This window comes from Algoriphagus lacus (genome assembly GCF_003583985.1).
GTDB classification, from domain to species: domain Bacteria; phylum Bacteroidota; class Bacteroidia; order Cytophagales; family Cyclobacteriaceae; genus Algoriphagus; species Algoriphagus lacus.
Map to the genome: position 1 here is coordinate 608,921 of NZ_QXML01000002.1, position 24,292 is coordinate 633,212.

General features: G+C 44.1%; 14 protein-coding genes and 1 pseudogene. 14 read left to right on the forward strand and 1 reads right to left on the reverse strand.

Annotation, left to right across the window (positions count from 1 at the left end; all coding sequences use genetic code 11):
* Positions 1 to 203 precede the first annotated feature (203 nt).
* The 10 genes from D0X99_RS06820 to D0X99_RS06865 all read left to right on the forward strand — a co-directional run bounded on the left by D0X99_RS06820 (position 204) and on the right by D0X99_RS06865 (position 18,783).
* Positions 204 to 836, forward strand: a complete 633-nt coding sequence (locus D0X99_RS06820) for a TetR/AcrR family transcriptional regulator (protein WP_119476870.1) — start codon at positions 204 to 206, stop codon at positions 834 to 836.
* A 91-nt stretch (positions 837 to 927) separates the two neighbouring features.
* On the forward strand, positions 928 to 2,988 hold the full coding sequence (gene metG, locus D0X99_RS06825) for a methionine--tRNA ligase (protein WP_119476871.1): 2,061 nt from the start codon (positions 928 to 930) through the stop codon (positions 2,986 to 2,988).
* Between the two features lie 209 nt (positions 2,989 to 3,197).
* A complete protein-coding gene (locus D0X99_RS06830; RefSeq protein ID WP_158587682.1) occupies positions 3,198 to 6,110 on the forward strand; it encodes a PAS domain S-box protein in 2,913 nt (970 codons plus the stop codon).
* 282 nt (positions 6,111 to 6,392) lie between these two features.
* Positions 6,393 to 12,572, forward strand: a complete 6,180-nt coding sequence (locus D0X99_RS06835; RefSeq protein ID WP_119476873.1) for a PAS domain S-box protein — start codon at positions 6,393 to 6,395, stop codon at positions 12,570 to 12,572.
* A 9-nt stretch (positions 12,573 to 12,581) separates the two neighbouring features.
* Positions 12,582 to 13,007, forward strand: a complete 426-nt coding sequence (locus D0X99_RS06840; RefSeq protein ID WP_119476874.1) for a response regulator — start codon at positions 12,582 to 12,584, stop codon at positions 13,005 to 13,007.
* 118 nt (positions 13,008 to 13,125) lie between these two features.
* The gene (locus tag D0X99_RS06845) at positions 13,126 to 14,589 is read left to right on the forward strand and encodes a potassium/proton antiporter (protein ID WP_119476875.1); all 1,464 of its coding nucleotides are present in this window, start codon (positions 13,126 to 13,128) and stop codon (positions 14,587 to 14,589) included.
* 161 nt (positions 14,590 to 14,750) lie between these two features.
* On the forward strand, positions 14,751 to 16,178 hold the full coding sequence (locus D0X99_RS06850; RefSeq protein WP_119476876.1) for a circularly permuted type 2 ATP-grasp protein: 1,428 nt from the start codon (positions 14,751 to 14,753) through the stop codon (positions 16,176 to 16,178).
* Between the two features lie 11 nt (positions 16,179 to 16,189).
* A complete protein-coding gene (locus tag D0X99_RS06855) occupies positions 16,190 to 17,170 on the forward strand; it encodes an alpha-E domain-containing protein (RefSeq protein ID WP_119476877.1) in 981 nt (326 codons plus the stop codon).
* Complete coding sequence (locus D0X99_RS06860; RefSeq protein WP_119476878.1) at positions 17,167 to 17,910, forward strand: peptidase; 744 nt, start codon at positions 17,167 to 17,169, stop codon at positions 17,908 to 17,910. Before D0X99_RS06855 ends, D0X99_RS06860 begins: the two co-directional genes overlap by 4 nt.
* Positions 17,911 to 17,913: 3 nt before the next feature.
* Positions 17,914 to 18,783 (forward strand): transglutaminase family protein, encoded by an 870-nt coding sequence (locus D0X99_RS06865; RefSeq protein ID WP_119476879.1) that lies wholly within the window; start codon positions 17,914 to 17,916, stop codon positions 18,781 to 18,783.
* Here the strand turns inward: D0X99_RS06865 and D0X99_RS06870 are convergent, their stop codons facing one another.
* A complete protein-coding gene (locus D0X99_RS06870; RefSeq protein WP_119476880.1) occupies positions 18,784 to 19,554 on the reverse strand; it encodes a DUF6503 family protein in 771 nt (256 codons plus the stop codon).
* A gap of 186 nt (positions 19,555 to 19,740) precedes the next feature.
* On the opposite strand from D0X99_RS06870, the gene D0X99_RS06875 reads away from it, so the two are divergent.
* The 4 genes and pseudogenes from D0X99_RS06875 (at position 19,741) to D0X99_RS06890 (ending at position 24,288) form a co-directional block, all read left to right on the forward strand.
* Positions 19,741 to 20,970 carry a PepSY-associated TM helix domain-containing protein gene (locus D0X99_RS06875; RefSeq protein WP_119476881.1) on the forward strand — a complete coding sequence of 410 codons (1,230 nt, stop codon included), beginning with the start codon at positions 19,741 to 19,743 and terminating at the stop codon, positions 20,968 to 20,970.
* 80 nt (positions 20,971 to 21,050) lie between these two features.
* Positions 21,051 to 22,163, forward strand: a pseudogene (locus D0X99_RS06880) (glycoside hydrolase family 130 protein).
* Positions 22,164 to 22,240: 77 nt separating this feature from the next.
* Positions 22,241 to 22,909, forward strand: coding sequence for a response regulator transcription factor (locus D0X99_RS06885; protein ID WP_119476882.1), 669 nt, complete (start codon positions 22,241 to 22,243; stop codon positions 22,907 to 22,909).
* Positions 22,906 to 24,288: a sensor histidine kinase gene (locus D0X99_RS06890; RefSeq protein ID WP_119476883.1), complete on the forward strand. Its 1,383-nt coding sequence runs from the start codon at positions 22,906 to 22,908 to the stop codon at positions 24,286 to 24,288. The genes D0X99_RS06885 and D0X99_RS06890 overlap by 4 nt, the downstream gene beginning before the upstream one ends.
* Positions 24,289 to 24,292 lie beyond the last annotated feature (4 nt).

Here is a 24,292-nt window from a genome sequence, read left to right on the forward strand (position 1 = left end):
CAAAAATTACGATTGGGTAAAGTTAAAAGGAATGGCTAGAGAATTGGAAAAGGGGTAGGAGGAAAGTTGTAGGGATATCAGGTTCTTGGCTTCGTGTTGACTTTGAATCGTACTTATCCGCTTGAATTATTCAAAGAGGGCTAAAATCCGGAATCGGAAATCCGAAATCCCAAATTCAATTCCCTTTCTAACTTTGTCGTGATATGAGTAAAAAACTAGGTTTAGAAGGGAAAATCCTGGACGCTGCTTATCGGCTTTTCCTCCAGAAAGGCTACCGTCATACCACCATGGATGACATCGCCCAAGACTTGGGAATGAGTAAAAAGACCCTTTACAAGTATTTTCCCGGAAAGTTGGAACTGCTTGCAGCTTCTTTCGAAGTGTTAAAAACCAAAATGACCGCTAAAGTGGAGGCGATTTTGGACAACCGCTACATTTCCTTCCCGCTGAAACTCAAGTCATCCCTGACAGTGATCGCCACGCATTTGGCACCAATCAACCCCGAGCTTTTTGAAGATCTCAGGGAATATGCTCCGGAGATTTGGGAAGCCATGACCACTTACATCAATGAGTCTGCCTACCTCCGCTTTGCCAAATTGATCGAACAGGGAATTGCTCAAGGTTTGGTCAATCCAAGGATTAATGTCAGCCTGATTGTGATGCTGTATGCCGCTGCAGTCCAGTCATTACTGGATCCCAAGTTTTACAGTCAGTTTCCCGAATCGCTTCATAAAGGCATGAAAATGCCCCCTTCGGATATCTATGATCAAGCGATCAGTATTATTTATTCGGGTATTTTGACTGAAGAAGCCCGCAAGGAATTTCAAAACGCCTGATCCCGCCTTTCGTTGATTTCCCTATCTTTGGCCTCGGTTTTCGAGAAACCTATTCCTGAATTTCTATCGCTGTAAAGCAAGATTTACCCACATGAGCAATAAAAATTTCAAACGATATACCGTCACTTCAGCGCTCCCCTATGCCAATGGTCCGTTACATATCGGTCACTTGGCAGGATGCTATGTGCCGGCGGATATTTATGTTCGCTACCTCCGTTCCCAAGGCAGGGATGTAGCTTTTATCTGTGGTTCGGATGAGCACGGTGTGGCGATCACTATCAAAGCCGCCAAGGAAGGCAAAACTCCTCAGCAGGTGGTGGATCATTACCACCAGATGATGAAGTATAGCTTTGAACAGTTTGGAATCAGCTTCAATCATTATTCCCGTACTTCAGCCAAAGTTCACCACGAAACTGCTCAGGGATTTTTCACTGACCTGTATGAAAAAGGGGAATTTCTCGAGCAGACCACCGAGCAATACTACGATGAAGAGGCTGGGCAGTTTTTGGCAGATCGCTACATCGAAGGTACTTGCCCCAAGTGTGGATTCGAACATGCCTATGGCGACCAATGCGAAAAGTGCGGAAGTTCCCTTAGCCCAACTGACCTGATCAATCCGGTTTCCAAGTTGAGCGGAAGAACTCCCGTTTTGAAAGGGACAAAGCATTGGTTTTTGGACTTGGCCAAATATCAGGATTTTCTGAAAAAGTGGATTCTGGAAGATCACGCCCAGGATTGGAAAAACAACGTCCTCGGTCAGTGCCGCTCTTGGTTGGAGGCCGGTGACGGGCTTCAGGCCCGATCTATGACCCGGGACTTGGAGTGGGGAATTCCTGTACCACTTCAGGATGCACAGGGCAAAGTGCTTTATGTGTGGTTTGATGCCCCTATCGGATACATTTCTTCCACCAAGGAATGGGCAGCTGAGAAAGGAATTGACTGGCAGCCCTATTGGAAAGATCAGGACACCAAGCTGGTGCACTTCATTGGCAAAGACAATATCGTTTTCCATTGCATCATTTTTCCGGCAATTCTGAAAACCCACGGAGGCTATGTCCTTCCTGAAAATGTGCCTGCCAATGAGTTTTTGAACTTGGAAGGCGACAAAATTTCCACCTCCCGCAACTGGGCAGTGTGGTTGCATGAGTATTTGGAAGAATTTCCCGGAAAGCAGGACGTATTGCGCTATGTGCTGACCGCAAATGCCCCGGAGACTAAGGACAACGACTTCACCTGGAAGGATTTTCAGGGAAGAAATAATTCTGAATTGGTATCCATCTATGGCAATTTTGTGAACCGGGCGGTAGTCTTGACACAGAAATTTTATCAGGGAGAAATCCCTGCGAGAGGGGAGCTTAGTGGCTATGATGAAGAAGTATTGGCCGCTTTGGCAGAATTTCCGGAGAAAATCGCTGCTTCGGTCGAGCGATACCGATTCCGTGAGGCCCTGTCCATTGTGATGGATTTTGCCCGCTTGGGAAATAAATATCTGGCTGACACAGAGCCTTGGAAAGAAATCAAAACCGATCCCGAGCGCACCAAAACCATTTTGAATATTGCCCTGAATATCGCAGCGAATCTTGCGATTGTGTCTGAGCCGTTTTTACCATTTACTGCCGCCAAGCTGTTTGAAATGTTTGGAATGAAGCAGGTTTCCTGGTCTCAGGCCGGAAATGGCAACTTACTTTCAGAAGGAAAAACCCTGGGGCAAATGGGATTGCTTTTTGAGAAAATCGAAGACGAAACCGTAGAAAAACAAGTTCAAAAGCTACTTGATGCCAAAAAGATGAATGAAGCCGCCAATGCACCTGTGACTCCGATGAAGGAGCTAATTACTTACGACGACTTTGCCAAGCTCGATATGCGAGTCGTGACTGTTTTGGAAGCCGAGCGCATGCCAAAATCCAAGAAACTCCTGAAGCTGAAAGTGGACATTGGTCTCGGTCACCGAACTGTACTGAGTGGGGTCGCGGAGCATTTCGAACCGGAATTCCTGATCGGAAAACAAGTTACTATGCTGATCAACTTAGCCCCTCGGAAAATGATGGGAATAGACTCAGAAGGAATGATCCTGATGGCAGAAGACAAGGACGGTAAACTGAAATTGCTTCATCCACATGAAGGAACTGCAAGTGGATCAACTATTTCCTAAAGTTCAGGATTAAAAAATTTTCAAAAACCAGCTGAAAATTCAGTTGGTTTTTTCTTTTTTATCAAAATTTGACAGATAAGTACCTGGCAATTACACTTCATTTACATTTTTCGCACTTCATTGAAAACTAGACGGCGCTGTTGAATCAGGAAATGAATTGTTTTTTCTTACTTTCCTTATTGCTTAACACACCCACTTTGCAAATTTCCATGTCTCATATATTGAAGCGAAAGGAGAACAAGTTTCTTCTTATAGCCTTGGTAGTATTTGCCATCAGTGCCGCGACATTTTTCTTCAATCTGCACCGGTATTCCGAGAATGTAACTGAAAATATCGCGGTTGAAAGAAAAATTACCCAGATAGACAAAATTTACAATAATTACCTCACCTCAATCATTCATAAAAGAGGCTACCAATTTGGATTGGACAAGGAGTCCCTCGACCGTTTTTTGGCATACAACAAGACTAATCAACTTCTTATTAATGAGTTCAGCAAGGAAGTGACAGGTCCTGAGATGGAAAAGTTGTATGAAGAATTGGTTCATAGCAACCTTGACAGAAGAGATTTGCTTGCTAGGCACATTGCCTATTTGGATTCCATGACTCAGGAGGCAGCTCTATCTATAATTATCTCGGAAAATCCGGAAATTTTAAAAACTTCCTTGGCACTCGAGAATGCATTTGCCAATCTCAAGGAGTATTTGGAAGGGGAAAGTTTGGAATTGGAAGAAACCGGCGAAAAACTGACCCTAGTTAACAATGTCGGATTCGTTATTTTGGGTTTGCTGGTTGTCGGCTTTATTACCGGAACTTTTATTCAGACTAGGAAACAGACCCTACTGGAAGCCGAGAAGGAAAATCAGGAGGAAATATTACGAATCACCCGAAATTCAGAAATACAGTTTAGTACATCTTTTCAAAATGCTGCCATCGGAATGGCCTTGGTTTCGAGGGAGGGCAGATTCACTGAGGTTAATAGAAGTTTATGCAAACTCCTTGGATATTCCGAGGAGGAACTTGTGGGTTTGACGTTTCAGGAAATCACCCATCCAGATGATCTATTTACCGATTTGGAATACGCGCAGCAGCTTTTGGATCAGAAAATCGAGTCTTACTCGATGGAAAAGCGCTATTTCAAAAAAGATGGCGAGACCGTTTGGATCAATCTAAATGGTACAGCTGTTTGGAACGAGGATGGTTCGTTCCGTCATTTTATCGCGCAGATCCAAAACATCACTCCAAGGAAACTTGCTTTTGAGGCACTTCAGGACCAAAAGAACCGATTTGAAAATGTGATCAGAGGAACCAATGCAGGGACGTGGGAGTGGAACGTGCAGACTGGGGAAACGGTATTCAATGAGACATGGGCGGAAATCATCGGGTATAGTCTTAAAGAACTTGAGCCTATTTCCATCCAAACTTGGGCGGATTTCGCCCATCCGGATGATTTGGAAAGATCAAATGAGATTCTTCAGAAATGTTTCACAGGAGAATCGGAATACTATGAATGTGAATGCCGAATGAGGCATAGGGATGGGCACTGGGTGTGGGTTTTGGACCGGGGTAAGGTCATGAGTTGGACCTATGATGGTAAGCCGGAAAAAATGTTTGGTACCCACATCGATATTTCAAAGTTCAAAAGTCTGGAGGATATACTCCTTCAAAAAGAGGCCTTTATCAATGCCATGCTTGATACCCTCGACGTGGGAATCGTTGTGTGCGATGAAAAAGGAGAACTAAAGCTTTTCAATAGAACTACCCTAGCACTTCATGGCCTGGATTCGAAGAATATTCCTCAGGACGAATGGTCAAGACATTACCATTTACTAAAAGAAGACGGCCAAACTTTTTTGGAGAAAGAAGAAGTTCCGCTGTATCGAGCATGGAAGGGGGAATGGGTAGAAAATCAGATTATCTGCATCAGACACACTTCAGGCGAGGTCTATTATGTCAGTGCGTCCGGTTCCCAGATTCGTGATGAGCTAGGCAATATTCAGGGGGCCGTCGTCGCCATGAAAAATATTACCGAGAGCAGAAAGATTGGATTGGAACTGGAAGAACGGGAAAGGAAGTTTAAAGGAATTTTCAATTCCACTTTCCAGTTTATTGGATTTTTGGATCCGGATGGGACTCTTGTGGAAGCAAACCAGACTGCTATGGATTTTGCGGGATTAAAACCTGCAGATGTGGTAGGGAAGAAATTCTGGGATTGCTATTGGTGGCAGATTTCCACTGAAACTCAAGAAAAACTCCGATCAGCCATCCATCAGGCTGCACAGGGTGAATTTATCCAATACGAAGTAGCGGTCTGGGATAAGGAAAAAAATCCAGTTACGATTTTGTTCAATCTTAAGCCACTTTTTGACTCAGCTGGTGAGGTAACAGCCATCATTCCAGAGGGGCGTTTGGTTCAGGAAATTGTTGATGCCCGAAAATCACTTGAGGAAAAAAATAAAGAGCTGGAGCGGTTTGCCTCAGTAGCCTCTCATGATTTGAAAGAACCGCTCCGAATGATAGTTAGCTTCTTACAGCTTCTGGAACGGAAATACAAAGGTCAATTGGACGAGAAAGCTGATCAATACATCCATTTTGCTGTGGATGCGGCACAGCGGATGAATATTCTGATTTCAGATTTGTTGGATTTCAGTAAGGTTGGAAATGAAAATACCACTAAGGAGGAAATCGATTTAAATCTGATTATCAAGGATCAGGAGGGATATTTTTCCCAGCTTTTAAATGAAAGTGGAGGCACGCTTGATTTCGCTTCCCTACCGATCATTACTGGGAAAAAAGTACCCATTAGCCTGCTCTTCAGAAATCTAATTGCGAATGCGATTAAGTACCGAAAACCCGATCTACCTCCCAAAATTACCATAGAAGGGAAAGACTGCGTCGACCACTGGGAGTTGAGTGTGACAGATAATGGGATTGGAGTTGATTCGGAATATAGAGAGGTGATCTTCGAAATGTTTAAGCGATTACATACCAAACAGGAATACCCTGGAACAGGCTTGGGACTTGCCGTTTGCAAGAAAATTGTCGAGCAGCATAACGGGAAAATCTGGGTGGAATCCAACCCCGGATCCGGTAGTTCCTTTCACTTTACCTTAAGGAAATCCTGATAAAAAATCTAAGCAATGAAAAGCCTTCAAAAACCAGGAACACCCTTTCATTTACAATTCAATGAACCTTATTAAAAATTGATAAGTCAGCCAAGTAACATTGACTGAATATAGGGTATTTTAAAAAGTGTTTAATTCTGTCCTTTTTGAGTTGGCTTGATCACCCCAAAGCAAGGCATTCGCAAAAGGAAAAATTGGCCCTTCAGCTTAAAATTATCAGTCCGAAGGTATTAGGAAAATAGCGGACAAAACGACAAGCCCTGAAATGGGTCTTGAAAAACTATGGTTAAAACGGACAGAAATCCTATTGTATTCATATTAGTCTCCGAGGACTTGAGATTGGATTCAGTTTCTCCGGAAAACCTCCAGATTATCAGTACTGGATTGGGATGGGAAATCGAGCCAGGTATGTACCTGCCAGATTTGCTCCAAGGTGAAGTAAAAGAATATTTCATTGAGCAGGTAAAAGATGGTTTTTCAGGCCGTTGCTTTTCATTCGAAATTCTCTTTCCATGTCATATTAACCAAGTCAAAGAATGCGAAGTGGTGGTGACTCCCTCGCAAATGGATCACAAAAAGGTGACCAAGGTAGGTCTTGCAATCCGATGTAAGGATGAATTCAAGGAAGACCTTGCAAAACTTTACTCGGATGGATTAATGAGTATCGTTTTCAATTCGGTCTCATTGGGTATCTGTATTACAGACCGACAAGGGAAGTTTGTGGAGTTAAATCAGGAATATTGTCGGATTTACGGCTATAGCAGGGAAGAATTGATCGGGAATAGCTTCACGATGGTAGTGGACCCGAAAAACCATGAATACATCCAAAAACTTCACAATGATTTTTTTGTATTTGGGGAGGAGCCACCAGGGGAATTTGAAGTGATCACCAAATCAGGCAAACTGCGCACCGTGAGTGTTTTTGCAGATAAGCTGACTTCCCCTGAGGGTGAGGAATACAAAGTCACTACCATAAATGATATTACTGAACTGAAACTGCTTGAAAACCAAGTGGAAAACATGACCCGTAATATCCCCGGTACTGTATTACGGTATATGTTATTGCCGGACGGAAGGGACAAATTATTACATGTGTCAGATGGTCTGTATGAATTTTGTGGAATAAGTCCTAAAGCAGCCATACTCGATGTAAATCTGATTTGGAGTAGAATTGATTCCGAGTTTGTCCCCGGATTGAAAGAATCCATCAGGATCTCTGCCGAGACCCTTCAAACTTGGGAATACCAATGGAGATTTTTCCACACGGATGGTACCATCCACTGGCATCGGGCTAAAGGTAATCCCAAACGACTTTCTGACGGATCGATTATTTGGGATTCGATCATATTGGATGTTACCCATGAAAAGAATGCCGAACGTGCTTTGGAGGAATCTGAAACGCGGTTTGAAAAGTTGATCAGTAAGGGAGTCGAAATGATTTCTATTCTCAATGCTGAAGGCAAGTACCTGTACAACAGCCCTTCTTACCAGACCATATTGGGTTTCGACCCTGAGGAATTATATGGTTTTCAGGCTTTTTCTCTCATTCATCCGGACGATGTACCTCAATTGTTTTCCGAATTTCAACAGGTCTTTACTTCAAAGAAAATTCAATCCCAACCATACCGAATCCGAAGAAAGGATGGTCAATACATCTGGCTGAGGTCAATTGGGACTAACCTTTTGGATGATCCTTTGATCCAGGGGATTGTGGTCAACAGTACAGATATCACGGATTTGATTCAGGTGGAGAAAGATCTCAAATCATCTGAACAACAGTACAAATACCTGTTTGAAAACAATCCCGGAGCTATGATGATCTGGGATTTGGAAAATGGCCAAATCCTCGATGTGAATGAAAGGACCTGTCAACTTTACGGTTACAGTCATTCGGAATTTTTAAAGTTGACAGTTTATGATATCCGTCCAAAAAAAGAGGTTCCGAAATTTATAGAACAGTCGAAAACAGAAAATTGGTCAAACGACTCTGGTACACGGTTGTATTATGGAATTTCCCGTCACCTCAAAAAATCCGGTGAACCACTCGACATTGAAGTCAACGCACAGATGATTGACTATAAGGGAAGGCGGGTGTCGCTGGTCTTGCTTTATGATGTGACGGAAAAATTAAAAGCGGAGACAGAAGTATCGATCTCGGAAGAAAAATACCGGTCAGTCTTCAATTTGAGTCCCTTGCCTAAAATGATCTACCGAAGGGATACACTTCGGTTTTTGGATGTAAATGAATTGGCAATCAAAAACTACGGATATACCAAGGAAGAGTTTTTAAACATGACTCCTTTGGATATTCGTCCGGAGAATCAAAAAGAGAGTTTTTTAAGGTTAAATCAGGAAGAAATTCCATTTGGAGAGGTTTCCAGCTTTGGAATAAATATCCATCAGAAGAAGGACCAAAGTCTAATTTATGTGGAGATTACCGGACAACGGATTCTCTATCAGGGAATTGACTCCATGATGATTGTCGCCATTGATGTCACGGAAAAGGTGCTTGCAAATAAGCTTGAAAAGTTGGAGTTGGAACTGATGGAGGAAGTCATCTTGGTCGATTCGAGTCTGGAGGATCAGTTGTCCAAATTTCTTCTAGGCCTTGAGGGGGCAGTGCCGCGAATCCGAACCTCGGTCCTTCGTGTGGACAATGACAAATTGTATAACCTGGTTTCACCGGCGATTTCCACCACCTATCTGGAGAAGATTCAAGGATTGCCTATCGGTCCAAATGTTGGCTCGTGTGGGGCAGCAGCCTATCTTGGTCAGAGAAGGTCAACTGAAGATATTTCCAAGGATCCAAATTGGGAGGGTTTAAAAAAACTGGCATTAGATCAGGGATTTCGGTCAACTTTATCGTTCCCAATTTTTAATCCCGACAAAAAAGTCATCGCGACATTTGGAGTTTACTTCCTGGATTATAAAAAACCTGATTCCAGTGATTTTGAGCGGTTTCAACGGGCTGCATCCCTGATCAGCTTGATCCTTGAGCACCACACTAACAAAGTGGAGTTGAGACTCAGTAATGAACGTTACGAGTATGTCAACTTGGCAACCAAAGATGCCATTTACGATTGGGATATTGAAAAAAACAAACTGTATTGGGGGAAAAGCTACGAGCGGTTCCTTGGAATAGAGCACTCGGATAAAGAGTTTGTTCTGGAGGATTGGAGAGATCGGATTCACCCAGCTGACTTGAACAGGCTTACCCTAACCTTGGAAAATGACTTGGGCAATCCTGCCAAAGAAAGATTTAAGGAGGAATACCACATCCGAAAGAATGACGGTACTTATGCCTTTGTGGTGGACCGATCAATGATTGTAAGGGACGACAAAGGAAAAGCAATCCGAATGGTAGGAGTACTTTCGGATGTTACTCACCAGCGAATGGAGGAACTTCGTCTCAAATTATTGGAGAGTGTCATCACCAATGCAAATGATGCTGTTATCATCACCGAAGCGGAACCTTTTTCGATGCCTGGACCAAGAATAGTCTATGTCAATGAAGCATTTACCAGAATGACCGGTTATTCTTCAGAAGAGGTGTTGGGAAAAAGTCCCAGAATTCTCCAGGGAGTAAAGACCAGTCAAAAAGAGTTGGATATCCTTCGGGAATCCATGAAAAACTGGCAATCCTGTGAAATCACCACTGTCAACTATAAGAAAAGCGGAGAGGAGTTTTGGTCCAATTTCTCCATCAGCCCAGTGGCAGATGCCAACGGTTGGTACACCCATTGGATTTCGATTCAACGTGACGTCACGGCTCAGAAAATTGAGGAACAGAAAAAGGAATTGCTTGCTCGAATTGTTCAGATTTTTGGTGAAGAGGAGCGGTTTAATTTTGCCTTGGATAGAAGTCTGGAGCAATTGCTTCGATTCAGTGATATCGATGCCGGGGAAATCTGGCTGGTCAATCCCGACAAATCCAAGCTGAATCAAGTCTCCAGATATGCCCTTACTGATGCTGGAAGCCGGTTTTTTTCAATGTCTGACAAGAATACCAGTTTCAAAAAAGGCGAAAGCCTTCCCGGTCAAATTTGGGAATCCAATCAGTACAAGATTATCGATGAGTTTTCTGACCTGAGTTTGTACAGAAGAAAAGATGCTGCATTGAACGCCGGGTTTAAAAGTGCGTTTGGATTTCCTTTTCATGACAAAAATGAAGTGATCGGGGTGGCAGTGTTTGTTTCCTCCAGTAGCAATTGGGTTGTTCAATCGGCCTTGGAGATTTTTAGTTCGATGAGTCAGGTATTGGGTGCGGAGATTCATCGGAAGAAGGTCCAGGATGAACTGTCCCAAATCTTCGATACGGCTCAGGACATCATTTGCATCATGGGATTTGATGGCAAATTCAAAAAAGTGAATAGGGGGGCTGTTATACTTCTGGGTTACACGGAAGAGGAATTGCTTTCCCATCGATACGATTATTTTATCCATCCAGCGGATAGGCAAGAATCGGAAATCGAATTGAAAAATATGGTGGAGGGTCAAAATCTCATCCATTTTGTCAATCGGTTTATCACCAAGGATGGCGAGGTTGTTTGGCTGGATTGGAACAGTACAGTAGTTGCGGAAGAGGAACTGATCTATTCGGTGGCTAAAGATATTACCGAAGAAAAGGAACTCCAGAATCTTCTCGAAAGTGCCAATAAAATGGCCAGAATCGGGTTTTGGGATGTAGATACTCTTGGAGGTACCCAATATTGGAGTTCAGTGACCAAGGAAATTTTTGAAGTTGACCCGGACTTTATCCCATCTGTGGAAAAAGGTATTCGGTATTATACCGAAGATGCGATTCCGGTCATCAGCGAATATTTCAACCGATGTGCTCAAACGGGAGAGCCCTATGATCTTGAACTTCCGATAATTACCGAAAAAGGAAAAAATCTCTGGATTCGAACGCAAGGCCAAGCAGAATTCCGGGAAGGGACTTGCATCCGTGTCTATGGATCCATTCAGGATATTACCGATCTCAAAACTGTTCAGCTTGAACTGGAAAAATCCTTCGAGCAAAAAAATGCAATTCTGGAAAGTATCGGAGATGCCTTTTTCTCCTTGGATAAGCAGGGATTAATTACCTATTGGAACCATGAAGCTTCCAAACTTTTTGGAGGAGCCAAAGAAGAAATGGTGGGTAAAAGCATCTGGGATTTGTTTCCGTTGACATCTGAAAATATCACACTGGAAAAGCTTCGCGAAGCGGCTGAAAGTGGAAGGGTTTTACAGTTTGAAGAGTTTTTTGAGATTTACGACAGGTGGCTGGAGATTTCGATTTACCCTTCGGAAATCGGACTTTCGGTCTATCTCAAAGATATCACGATTCGGAAAACCACGGAGGAATTGATCCGTCAATCCAATGAGCGGTTTGAGAATGCAGCTAAAGCAACTCGGGATGCAATCTGGGATTATGATATACGCTCTGGTCAGTTGTATTGGGGAGAAGGATTCCGCACCTTATTTGGATACGAATTGAATTCAGGAAATCAGCAATACGATGATTGGGCTAGTAAAATTCACCCCGAGGATAAAGATCGGGTGGTAGGCAATGCGACCAACCTCTTTGCCAATCCATCCGTAGCCAATATCCAAAATGAATATCGCTTTTTGAAATCGGACTCTACCTATGCCTATGTCATCGACAGGGGGATGATCATCCGGGATTCTCATGGCGAAGCACTTCGGGTAGTCGGTGCAATTTCTGATGTCACCGAGCGAAAGGAATTTGAATCTTCGCTGAGGAGTCTCAACGAAAAGCTGGAATTGAGGGCAAAGGAATTGGCCGCATCCAATGCGGAATTGGAACAGTTTGCCTATGTGGCCTCTCACGATCTTCAGGAGCCCCTTCGAATGGTCAGTAGTTTTCTGTCCCAACTTGAAATCAAATACAAAGATCAGCTGGATGAGCGTGCCCAGAAATACATCTATTTTGCCGTGGATGGAGCAATGCGAATGCGCCAGATAATTCTGGATCTCCTCGAATTCTCCCGAGTGGGCAGAATGGATGGGGAGGAAGAACAGGTTGATTTGACCGAAATTGTAGAAGAAGTCTGTACACTTCAATCAAGTCTTATCCAAAGTAAAGACGCCAAAATTTCTTGGGTAAACCTACCGGTGATTAAAGGCTTCCGCACTCCGATGTTGCAGGTTTTTCAAAATCTCATCAGCAATGCTATAAAATACAGTCGCGAAGAAGCCGTGCCGGATGTCAGGATCTCATGTAGCGAAGCGCCGGGTTATTGGGAGTTTTCAGTGGAGGACAACGGCATAGGTATGGAGGAAGACAGCTTTGATAAAATCTTTGTTATTTTCCAGAGGCTGCATACCAAAGATCAATATGCAGGTAATGGAATTGGGCTGGCGATAGTAAAGAAAATAGTAGAAAACCTTGGTGGTAAAATCTGTGTTCAGTCTACTCCTGGAGTAGGGACAATATTTCGTTTTACAATAAAAAAATAAGTTAGTGCAATGAAGAAACTCCAGATTCTATTGGTGGAGGACAATGAGGGAGATATCCTGCTAACCACGGAGGCTCTCGAATCCATGAAAATTGAAAATGAGATCAGTGTATTGAAAACAGGCAAAGAGGCCATTGAGTACATGACCCAATCCGGTGCTTACTCAGATGCGGAATTGCCTGATTTGGTTTTGCTTGATATTAACCTGCCGGTCAAAAATGGGCTGGAAGTTTTGGCAGCAATCAAATCCAATGAAAAATCGAAAGATATTCCTGTAATCATGCTCACCACTTCTTCGTCCAAAACAGATCAGGAAGCCTCTCACCGGCTTAATGCAAGCTTGTTTATCACCAAACCGATAGAGATGCATAAGTATGTGGAAGTAGTCAATTTGATTGAAAATTTCTGGTTGAATTTCAACCAACGGCTTAATTGAGGAAAGCAATTTCCTTGAATTTTGATTTTCCAGGGAACCATTTCTCCCAATGATTTTTTAACTTTTTAGATTCCCGGTTGCATCGGGGCCTTTTTTACTCACCTCATTTCTCTTTTTTATGGAAATCACTGCAGAAAACATATTGCTAATCGGTTCATTATTGTTGATCCTGAGCATCCTGGCAAGTAAAACTGCCGGAAGGGCAGGAGTGCCGGTATTGTTGCTGTTTTTGGGGATTGGAATGCTGGCAGGAACTGACGGGATCGGAAAGATCGCATTTGATGATCCGGGAGCCACGCAGTTTCTCGGAATCATTGCCTTGACTTACATCTTGTTTTCCGGAGGATTGGATACCAAATGGGAATCGATCAAACCTGTTTTGAAACCTGGTTTGGTGCTTTCTACCCTTGGAGTATTGCTTACTGCGGTTTCGGTTGGTCTTTTTGCAAGTTGGGTGGCAGATCTCAGCTGGAAAGAAGGGCTATTACTGGGAGCCATTGTGTCCTCTACTGATGCGGCAGCGGTATTTTCTGTTTTGCGGAGCAAGAGTATCGGGCTCAAAGGGAATCTGAGGCCTCTTTTGGAATTTGAGTCGGGTAGCAATGACCCGATGGCTTTTTTCCTAACGATTGGAATGACCTCTTGGCTCAGCATCGAGGGGTTTAGCCCGGTGGATTTGGTTCCGATGTTTCTCAAGCAGATGATCTTGGGAGCTGGGGCGGGATTTCTTCTCGGCAAAGCGATTGTATTCCTCATCAACCGGATCAATCTCGAATATGAAGGATTGTATCCTGTCCTTATGCTGGGTTTGGTGGTAGCGGTTTATTCACTGACCGATTTGATAGGAGGCAATGGGTTTTTGGCGGTGTACCTCGCTGCCATCACCATGAACCAAAGCCGTATGCTTCACCACAAAAGCCTGATCCGGTTTTTTGACGGGATCGCGTGGCTCATGCAGATCGTCATGTTTCTTGCTTTGGGTTTGTTGGTATTTCCAAGTCAGGTTTGGCCGGTAGTCGGTACCGGTTTTGTCATCGCCATGTTCCTGATTTTGGTAGCAAGACCACTTGGAGTCTGGGCGTCTCTTTCATTTTTCAAGTATAAAAACAGGGAAAAGCTTTTTGTAAGTTGGGTGGGTTTGCGAGGAGCGGTACCGATTGTGTTTGCCACTTTTCCACTGATCGCAGGTGTGGAGAAGAGCCATATGATTTTCAATATTGTCTTCTTCATTGTCATCGCCTCTGTTTCCCTGCAGGCTACTACCTTGGCTCGCTTTGCAAAGTGGCTGCATTTATCAGTGCCGGAGGGATTAAAGCGGAAAAGCTTACTTGATCTGGAGCTTTCCGATGATTTCAAAAATGCGTTGGTTGAGGTGACCTTACCTGAGGATTCCCTTATTGATGGGAAGAAAATCCTTGAGTTGAATTTTCCCCAAACCTCCCTTATCGTGATGATCAACCGGAAAAACAAATACATCACACCCAACGGTGCTACAGAATTGAAATCTGGGGATAAGCTGATGATCATGATCAATTCGGAATCCGAGGAGTTTTTGGTTCGTAGTGTACTCGCTTTGCAGTGATTGATTTTAGGATCAGTCTGATTTTAAGTTTATTTTTTGAAAATAAATCAGTAAATCAGGCCTTGTGATGAAAAAAATAACTGAAAAATCAGATTTCATTGAGGATAGTTGATTTTAACGTTTCTTTTTTATCTTACTGTTCAGATTTTAATTTGCTGTGTATGAAAACAGAGGGATATTCCTGCGATGAGCACTACGACGAGATGTTTACGGCTGATGGTCAGGTCAGGGAGCATTACGAGGAGTTTTATAATTACCTGAGCAAGGTCTCTTCCAAAAAGATGAACCAACTTCAGTTTTCAGCCAATAAGACTCAGAAGGCGATGGGCATGACTTTCAATGTCTACCATGACAACCAAGGCCTTGAAAAGATCCTACACCTGGATATCATTCCCCGGATCATTCCCAACTCGGAGTGGAAAAAACTAGAGGCAGGACTAAAGCAGCGGATCTATGCCTTAAATCTTTTCCTCCAGGACGTGTACAATGAGCAAAAAATCCTAAAAGACGGCATCGTCCCCTCAGATCTGATTTTGGGTTCAAAGGATTACCTCAAACCTTGTATTGGTTTGACTCCACCAAAAGGCATCTGGTGCCACATCACCGGTACCGACTTGGTTAAAGATAAGGATGGGGAATACTACATTTTGGAAGACAATCTCCGATGTCCTTCCGGCGTCTCCTACATGTTGGAAAGCAGGGAAATCATCAAGAGAGCCTACCCTCAGCTTTTTAATGACGAGGGAGTGATGCCTGTTTCCGATTATCCTGCCAAGCTTCTTAAAATGCTCCAGTTTCTTTCCGACAAGCCAAAGCCTGTAGTTGGGGTATTGACTCCTGGAATTTACAATTCCGCATACTTTGAGCATTCTTATTTGGCTTTGCAGATGGGAGTGGAACTGGTCAATGGAGTGGATCTAATCGTCAAAAACAAAAAGGCATACATGCAGACTACCAAAGGATTGGAGCAGATCGATGTGATCTACCGAAGAATCGATGATGCCTTCCTCGATCCCTTGACATTCAATCCACATTCCATGCTGGGTGTACCTGGATTATTCGAAGCATACAAGGCAGGGAATGTAGCATTGGCAAATGCACCGGGTACCGGAGTTGCCGATGATAAGGCTGTCTATGCGTATGTGCCGCGGATTATCAAGTATTACCTCGGCGAGGAACCCATCCTAAATAATGTGCCGACTTACCTCTGCAGGGAAGATCAAGACCGGACCTACGTGCTGGAAAACATTGAGAAATTGGTGGTGAAAGAGACCAACGCAGCGGGAGGTTACGGGATGCTCATCGGCCCCAAATCAACCAAGGAAGAGCAGGATAAATTCCGTCAATTGATCAAGGATAATCCAACTAATTACATTGCCCAGCCGACTTTGTCGCTGTCGACTGTTCCCTGTTTGACTGACGAGGGAATCCAAGGCAGGCATGTGGATTTGAGACCGTATATTTTGTATGGAAATGAAATTGAGGTTATTCCGGGAGCACTGACGAGAGTTGCCTTGAAAAAAGGTTCGTTGGTAGTGAACAGTTCACAGGGCGGAGGAAGCAAGGATACCTGGGTGTTGTACAATTAAACGATGAAATCATGCTGAGCAGAGTTGCAAACCATATTTACTGGCTGGGGAGATATCTGGAAAGGGCAGAAAACTACGCCCGATTCATTGATGTTAATTTTAACCTGATGCAGGATTTACCCATGGATCTCAAGGAGCAATGGGGCCCCTTGGTCGCAGCCACAGGTGACTTGGATCTTTATCAGAAAAAATACCAGGGATTTGAGCGGCACCAAGTGATGTACTTTTTGACCTTTGATCAGGATAATCCCAATTCGATGTTGTCTGCAGTGACCAAGGCAAGGGAAAATGCCCGGATAATTCGGGAAAACCTTAGTAAAGAAACCTGGGAAAAGGCCAATGAACTCTATTACATGCTGCAGACGGGGCATGAAAAGAAGGTTTGGAAAAAGGAAGATCCCAGACAGTTTTATGAGCAGGTCAAAAATCAGATTCTTTTGCTTTATGGCTTGGCAGATGCCACAGTGGCGCGGACTGAAGGCTGGTATTTCCGTCAGTTGGGACAGCTGCTTGAGCGTGCCGATAAAACTTCCCGTATTTTGGATGTGAAATATCACATTTTGCTCCCATCACCGGTGGAAGTAGGTTCTCCCCTGGATTTTCTCCATTGGATGGCCCTGCTCAAATCCGTAACCGGATTCAATACCTACCGAAGACTTTATGGGAATATTGATCCCTCGGGCGTAGTGGACTTTCTGGTGCTGAACAAGTATTTCCCTCGCTCCATCTATTATTGTCTTAAGGAAGCCGAGCGATGCCTTCACTGCATTTCTGGCAATGTTTCTGACGGATTTAAAAACCCTGCGGAAAAGACAATTGGAGAAATCAGGTCCCGTCTGGAGTATTCTGAGCTCGATGATATAATTTCTTCGGGGCTTCATGAATATTTGGACTCACTTCAGGTAAAAATCAACCATATTTCCGATCTCATAGACATCAATTACTTCCGGCTAAAGGAAAATTATGTCCTTCAATCTGACTCACAAGCATGACCTTTTGCCTGGGAATAAAAACCAAAAACGGCCTGGTAGGCCTTTCCGATACCCGAATTACTTCTGGTAGCGAGACCACCACTTCAAAGAAAGTTTACACGGTCAACCGTAAAAAACACTCCTTTTTCATCATGACTTCCGGCCTGAGGTCTGTCAGAGATAAAGCAATCACCTATTTCTCTGAAGTCATTGCACATCGGGACGATTCGTTTACCAAATTGTTTCAGGCGGTAAATGAATTTGGAAATCAGGTGAAAATCGTAGCCAAAGAAGATAAAACCTATCTCGAGGAAGCTGGCTTTCAGTTCAACTTGTTTTCGATTATTGGAGGCCAATTGGAAGACGATCCTGAACCCAAGCTTTACCTGCTTTATCCTCAGGGAAACTGGATTGAGATCCGAAAGGGAACTCCTTTTGTCATCATCGGAAATACAGGCTTTGGACATCCGGTGTTGAAGCGTTCGCTACACTATGATGACTCGCTGGAATACGCACTCAAATGTGCCTTTCTGGCTTTTGACGCAACCCGAATTTCAGCCAACGATGTTGATTTTCCGATTGATACCGTGGTATTGAAGAATGATGAATACTACACCAAGGAGAAGCGTTTTGAGCAGAAGGAACTCGAGCACGTTTCAAATTTCTGGAACAACAGACTGAAAAACGCCATTGCCGAACTTCCTTCAGAAGTGCTCAGCAGTGCATTTGAGGATTTTGACCTCGTCTCAAAGGGTTCCTAAGCTATGCTGATTCAAGTTTGGCATCATTCCCAATATTCCTATGGCTCGGAGGTAACGCTGGGTATCCATAAGCTCTATCTGATTCCTCAGTACCGACCTTATTTCCGGGTGGAGCATCAGAAATTCCACGTTTTACCTGACCCGGAAGGTCAAAATTTTCGACAGGATCTGGCAGGAAACTTGTACAAACAGTGCTGGTTTACCGGTAAAACGAAGTCCCTTGAAATCACCGGTGAGTGGATATTTAAACTTCAGCCCTTTAATCCTTTTGGGTTTATTCTAGACAAAAGCTTTGAAGAGATGGGATGGAATCATCCTTTCTTTCAGTTTAGCTATGAAGAGAAAACAGCTTTTTTAATTCCTTTTCTTTCGGACAAAGAGGATTATCAGTTCTCTGGACTTCTTCAGGAGGTGAAAAAATCTTCCACCGGGTTGGTTGATTTTCTGGTCAGTTTGACTCGATTGATCCACCAAGATTGGACCCATGAAATCCGTCACGAGCAAAATATCTGGGATGCAGGTTTCACTTTCAACGAAAAAAGAGGCTCCTGCAGGGATATTGCGCTCATGCAAATGGAAATGCTGAGAGAGTTAGGCTTGGCTACACGATTTGTCAGCGGTTATGCTTTCAATCCCGAGCTGGATGAAGGTCACGAATTACATGCTTGGCTGGAAGTATTTCTGCCAGGTGCGGGTTGGGTTGGGTTGGATCCGAGTTTGGGTTTGCTTACCGACCATCGCTACATTCCTTTGGCCTCCCATTCCGATCCAGCACGGACCCTGCCTGTTCAGGGGTCTTTCGGAGGAATCTCGGATTCCAAATTGGAAACCAGGGTGGATATGAAACTGCTTCATCAGGGCAAGTTGCCCTGATTAGTTTGCAACGACGGCTTTTTCTTTTGGCATTTTAAATAAATCCTCCTCGAGTGGGTCTTCCATCACAAACACATCCGAGAAGCTAACTTGGAAGGTTAAGACTGTGGTGGAATCATTCTCCAACTGATATCCGGTCATTACCCTTGGAAAAAACAACCCATCCGCATCCCGATAATCTTCAAATTTGATTGCATTCAGGGCTGTATTGCCTTTGTTGAAAAAGGTAATTGAATAGAGAGCCCAAGCCAGTTTCCCTGTTTCAGGATCCTTGAGAAGGTAAAACTTGTTGCTTGGACCTGTGCCTTCAGCAATGGTTGCTTCCAAGGTTTCGAAGGATTGGCCGTTTAGCATCCGGTTTTCAGATTTTTTTACCGTTACCCCCGGATCGGTTAAAATATAGGGAAGGCTGAAAAAACTGAAATACAGGTTATGATAAAATTGGACGGACTGGCCGGAAAAGGCTTGTCTGTTGGGACTTATCCATACTTTTTCACCGTCGTTCCCAATCTGGAATTTATCCGCATCAATCCTGACTTTGTGATCGGGAAGGCTGATGTAATGGTTTTCCCATTCCAAGGTAGTCTCATGCACCATGGCATAAGAAAAGCCCTTTGCATTGATCCATTTGCTCCAATCTCCATGGGCATCGAGTAGTTTTTTGAACTCTTCCGGCTGGTTCAGGCGCGGATCGGGTGTGGTAGGTTTTTGCTCGCAGGAGAAAGCGAAAACAAGTAAGCAAAGCAAAATCGAGGTGACAGGGAATCGCATGGCGTAGGTTTATTCGGCCATGAAGATAAGTACTTGCGGAATTTTTTCTTGGGAAAAATTCACGAGTCCTTGCGAAGATTCAGTCTAAATAAAATTATTTATTAGAATGATTCTAAATAAAGATTTCCCTTTTTACATTTGTGTCGATTCCTTGTCTAAAAGCGCATATTCCAAATCCTCACCATCATGTGGAAGCCCATCCGGAAATTTCTTAACGACATTCACCTCTATGCAGGGTTGACCTGCGGACTGATTGTAATAGCGGTTTGTCTCAGTGGGACGATCTATGTCTACAATACCGAAATTCGTGAATGGGCGGATTCTGAGCGTTATTTCGTGGAGATTTCAGGGGCCAAAAAATCGTTGGATGTTCTGAGAACCGACCTGGAAGCTAGTTTATCCTCCGAGGTAGTTGGAGTAAACGTTTTTAACGGCGAGGATCGAAGCGTTCAGTTTCAGGTGAAAAAAGAAGGCGAAGAGCGTCCGGTTACCTACTTTGTGAATCCCTATTCCGGAGCGATTCTGGCTGACAATGTTGAGAAAACCTCAGCGGAGGAGTTTATGGGCTACATGTTTTCCCTGCATCGATGGCTGCTGATTGATAAAATTGAAGAGCCAATTCTTGAAAGTATGACCAATCAGGAGTTGGGCAGATTCATCAATGGTGTTGCTACCTTACTGTTTTTGTTGGGAGTGATTACCGGGATTTTTATCTGGTTTCCTCAAAAGGTCAAAAACTGGAAACAAGGGCTCAGTGTTAAATGGTCCGGTAATTGGAAACGAATCAATCATGACCTACACAATACCTTGGCGTTTTATTCTTTGGGAGCCTTGTTTATCATGGCAGTGACTGGTCCATTCTGGTCCTATCAATGGTATAAAACCGGCTGGCAGAAAACCTGGGATATCTATCAAGCTCCTCAACCTGGAGGAAATCAAGGCGGTCCAAGTGCAGACAAAGGCAATGTGTCAGGAACGGACCAAGCACCGATTGAGCCGGTATATATCTCCTTTGATCAAGTGGTGGAGCAAAGCAATGCTACACTTCCTTATGAAGGAAACCTTCGGATTACCTTGCCGAATCAGCCGGATGGAGATATTTCTGTCAGTAAATCCCGAACTGGATTTTTTGCCAGAGCCGGTGCAGATCAGTTGAGCCTGAATTCGGCCAATCTTGAGGTGAAGGAAGCAAAATTATTCTCCGACTTGCCGGTGCGTCAGCAGATCGGTCGCTCAGTCAAAGCGCTCCATACCGGGGAGATTTTTGGGCAAGTGACCAAGTTTCTCTGGTTTTTGGGCTGTACGATTGCGACTTCGCTTCCGATTACCGGTACCTTGATTTGGTGGAATAAACGTAAAAAGAAAAAATCCGGAAGCCCCAGACGGGCTAAATCCTCTCAGGTCGAAATGGCCTGACAGAATTCAAAGCGGGTGATTTTATCCGCTTTTTTATTTTTTTACCGGAGTAAAATTCCTAAGCTGTATTTTGCTTGGAAATGACTAGAACGCTAAATCCAATTCTTAGCTCAGTTCTGATTTTGTTACTGAACTGTAATGCTTTTGCCCAGGAAAAATCCTGGATGCTTGGACCATTTGTCCGGCCAACCGATGCGCAACCCATAATTTCACCAGTTTCGGATACTGAATTTTCTGATCCGATGACCGGTAAAACAGTTAATTGGGAATCCATGGCTACCTTCAATCCAGCGGCTATCGTGAGAAATGGGCAAGTTCAGGTAATCTACCGGGCTGAAGAAAAACTGGGGGAAAAGGAAATCGGAGGCCATACTTCCCGATTAGGCTTGGCCACTTCACCAGACGGTTTTTCTTTTTCGAGGGAAAAGGAGCCAATTTTCTTTCCGGCGGATGATTCTCAAAAAAAGTACGAATGGACGGGTGGAACAGAAGATCCGCGGATAGTGGAGACCGAAGAAGGACTTTTTGTGCTGACCTATACCCAATGGAATCGGGATGTTCCCCGTTTGGCAGTTGCGACTTCCAAAGACTTGAAGACTTGGGAAAAGCATGGGCCAATTTTTGAAAACTGGAAGGAAGGGAAGTATCACATGACTGAATCCAAATCCGGAGCGATCGTCACCCAACTCAAAAACGGCAAGTTGGTTGCCGCAAAAATCAACGGAAAATATTGGATGTACTAGGGAGTACCTCACATTTGGCTAGCTTCTTCGGATGACTTGGTGAATTGGGTACCCGTAGAAAATCATGAGGGAAACCGAGTTCCAGTATTAAGCCCAAGACCTGGATTTTTTGACTCCTGGTTGGTGGAGGCCGGTCCTCCACCAGTGTTTACTGAGGATGGAATTGTGGTGCTGTACAACGCCGGAAATTCCCAACAAGTCGGTGTGAAAAACTTGGGCAATCGGGTGTACACGGGAGGCCAGGCGCTGTTTGATGCCAAGGAGCCATGGAAGCTTTTGGATCGGGTCGTGCATCCGTTTATTCAGCCGGAATTGCCTTTTGAGAAATCCGGCCAATATCCCGAAGGAACTACCTTCCTGGAGGGATTGGTCCATTTTCAGGGAAAATGGCTCCTCTATTACGGCACTGCGGACAGCATGGTAGGAGTGGTCAGTGCACCGGCGAAATAAAAGTTAAGTGAATCTTAAGGGAGCAAATCACTGATTTTCCTCCGAATTTTTGATTTTTGTTGCTGTAATCCAATCCGATGCGCATCCTGATAGTAGAAGACGAACCCGGAATTTCCAATTTCCTTAAACAGGGATTGGAGGAGGAAGCTTTTGCTGTCGATGTCGCAGATAATGGAAAAGAAGGACTTGAACTCGCACTTTCGGGTAATTACGATCTTCTACTTCTTGACTGGATGCTGCCGGGTATGAGCGGCATTGAATTGACCCGGCAATTCCGAAGGGAATTTCCAGAGACACCGATTATTTTTCTTACGGCCAAAGACACCTTGGACGAGACAGTTTTCGGTCTCCAGTCCGGGGCCAATGATTACATCAAAAAGCCCTTTCACTTTGAAGAATTGCTGGTAAGAATTCGGGTGCAGTTGAGAGGGAAAGTTGGATCGGAGGATAAGCTGAGCTTAGGTCCGATATCCATTTTCCCGGATCGGCATTTGGTGTTGAAAGGGGAAGAGGAAGTTCAGTTGACCCAAAAGGAATTTGCCTTATTGGAGTACCTAATCCGGAATAAAAACAAGGTGTGCCGACGAACCCGCATCATCGAAAGTGTCTGGGACATTCATTTTGACTACAACACCGGAGTGATCGATGTCTTTATCAATTCCCTTCGTAAAAAGCTGAATCTCCAGAAGGACGAGGACTACATTCAGACGATTCGTGGAGTGGGCTATATGGCAAAGGAACTATGAAAAAACTTGCCTATAAGGAGCGGATCGCCGGCCGGCTTACTCTGGTCACTTCCGGAATCATTTTGGTGGTTTTTGGGATTATTTATTTGGTGGCCAATTACACTGTGGTCAGCAATATCGATCGGGAACTCGGACTGGAAACAGACAAGCACAAGGATCAGATATTTTTGGTCAACGGGGATATTCGCTTTTTGCATATGGATGAATGGCAGGAGATGGAACATAGCCAAATCCAGCTCAACCCGATTTTTATCGAAATCGTCGATCTGGAAGGGAAATCCATGGATCGCTCCCCTAATCTTCGCGAAAATCACCTCAGTTTTTCTCCGGAAAAATCTGAACAAAAGGAAGCGGTCACGTTGAAAATCGGAGCCAGTGAAGTGCGGCAAATGCAGATTCCGCTTTTCAACGAAGGAAAGCATGAAGGCTATCTTCTCTTGGCCAAGTCCTTTGAAGATTCCCGCGAATTGCTCAATAATCTCAGAAATGTCCTCCTGATTCTCTATCCCGGGATTTTACTTTCCCTCTTTTTGACCATGAGGTACCTGGCAGGAAAAAGTATCGAACCGATCCAGGAAATCATCCGCAAGACGAATCAAATCACCCAAAGCAACCTCAATGAGCGCGTTCCAGTGGCAGAACCCAATGATGAAATCGGGCAGTTGACCCGCTCGATCAATGAGTTACTTGAGCGCTTGGAATCCGCCTTGAATCGGGAAAAGCAGTTTACTTCTGATGCATCCCACGAACTTCGGACGCCACTTTCGGTACTTCGGGGAACTCTGGAAGTGCTGATTCGAAAGCCTAGGACATCGGAGGAATATGTGGAGAAAATCAAAGCATCCTTTGCGAGCATTGACCGGATGTCGGCGACCATTGACCAATTGTTGGCTTTGGCAAGGGAAGAAAAGGGGAAGAATTTGATAAAAGAGGAATTGGAGTTGATCACTTTTTTGGAGGAAATTACTGACCAGTCAGCCAAGGATCTCCACCGCAAAATCAGTTTCAGATGTGAATCCGGAGTTCCGGTTTTTGTCAAAGCCAATGAAAAATCACTTCAGATGATCCTGAGCAATCTGATCCAAAATGCCGTGAAATATTCAGGCACCCAATCTGAAATTTTGGTAAAAACGGGTCTTCAGGAAGGCCTGCCCTATATCGAAATCTGTGATGAGGGAATGGGCATTTCTCCGGAGCATTTGGAGAAGATTTTCGATCCTTTTTTTAGAGAAAAAGAAGTCGTGGACCGATCCATTGCAGGTACCGGGTTGGGTCTTGCCATTGTCAAAAAGCTGGCTCTGGAGTCCGGAATAAAGATTTCCGTGTCAAGCAAAAAAGGCAAAGGCAGCGTTTTTAGACTTGATTTTCCACTTTCTTAAGCAA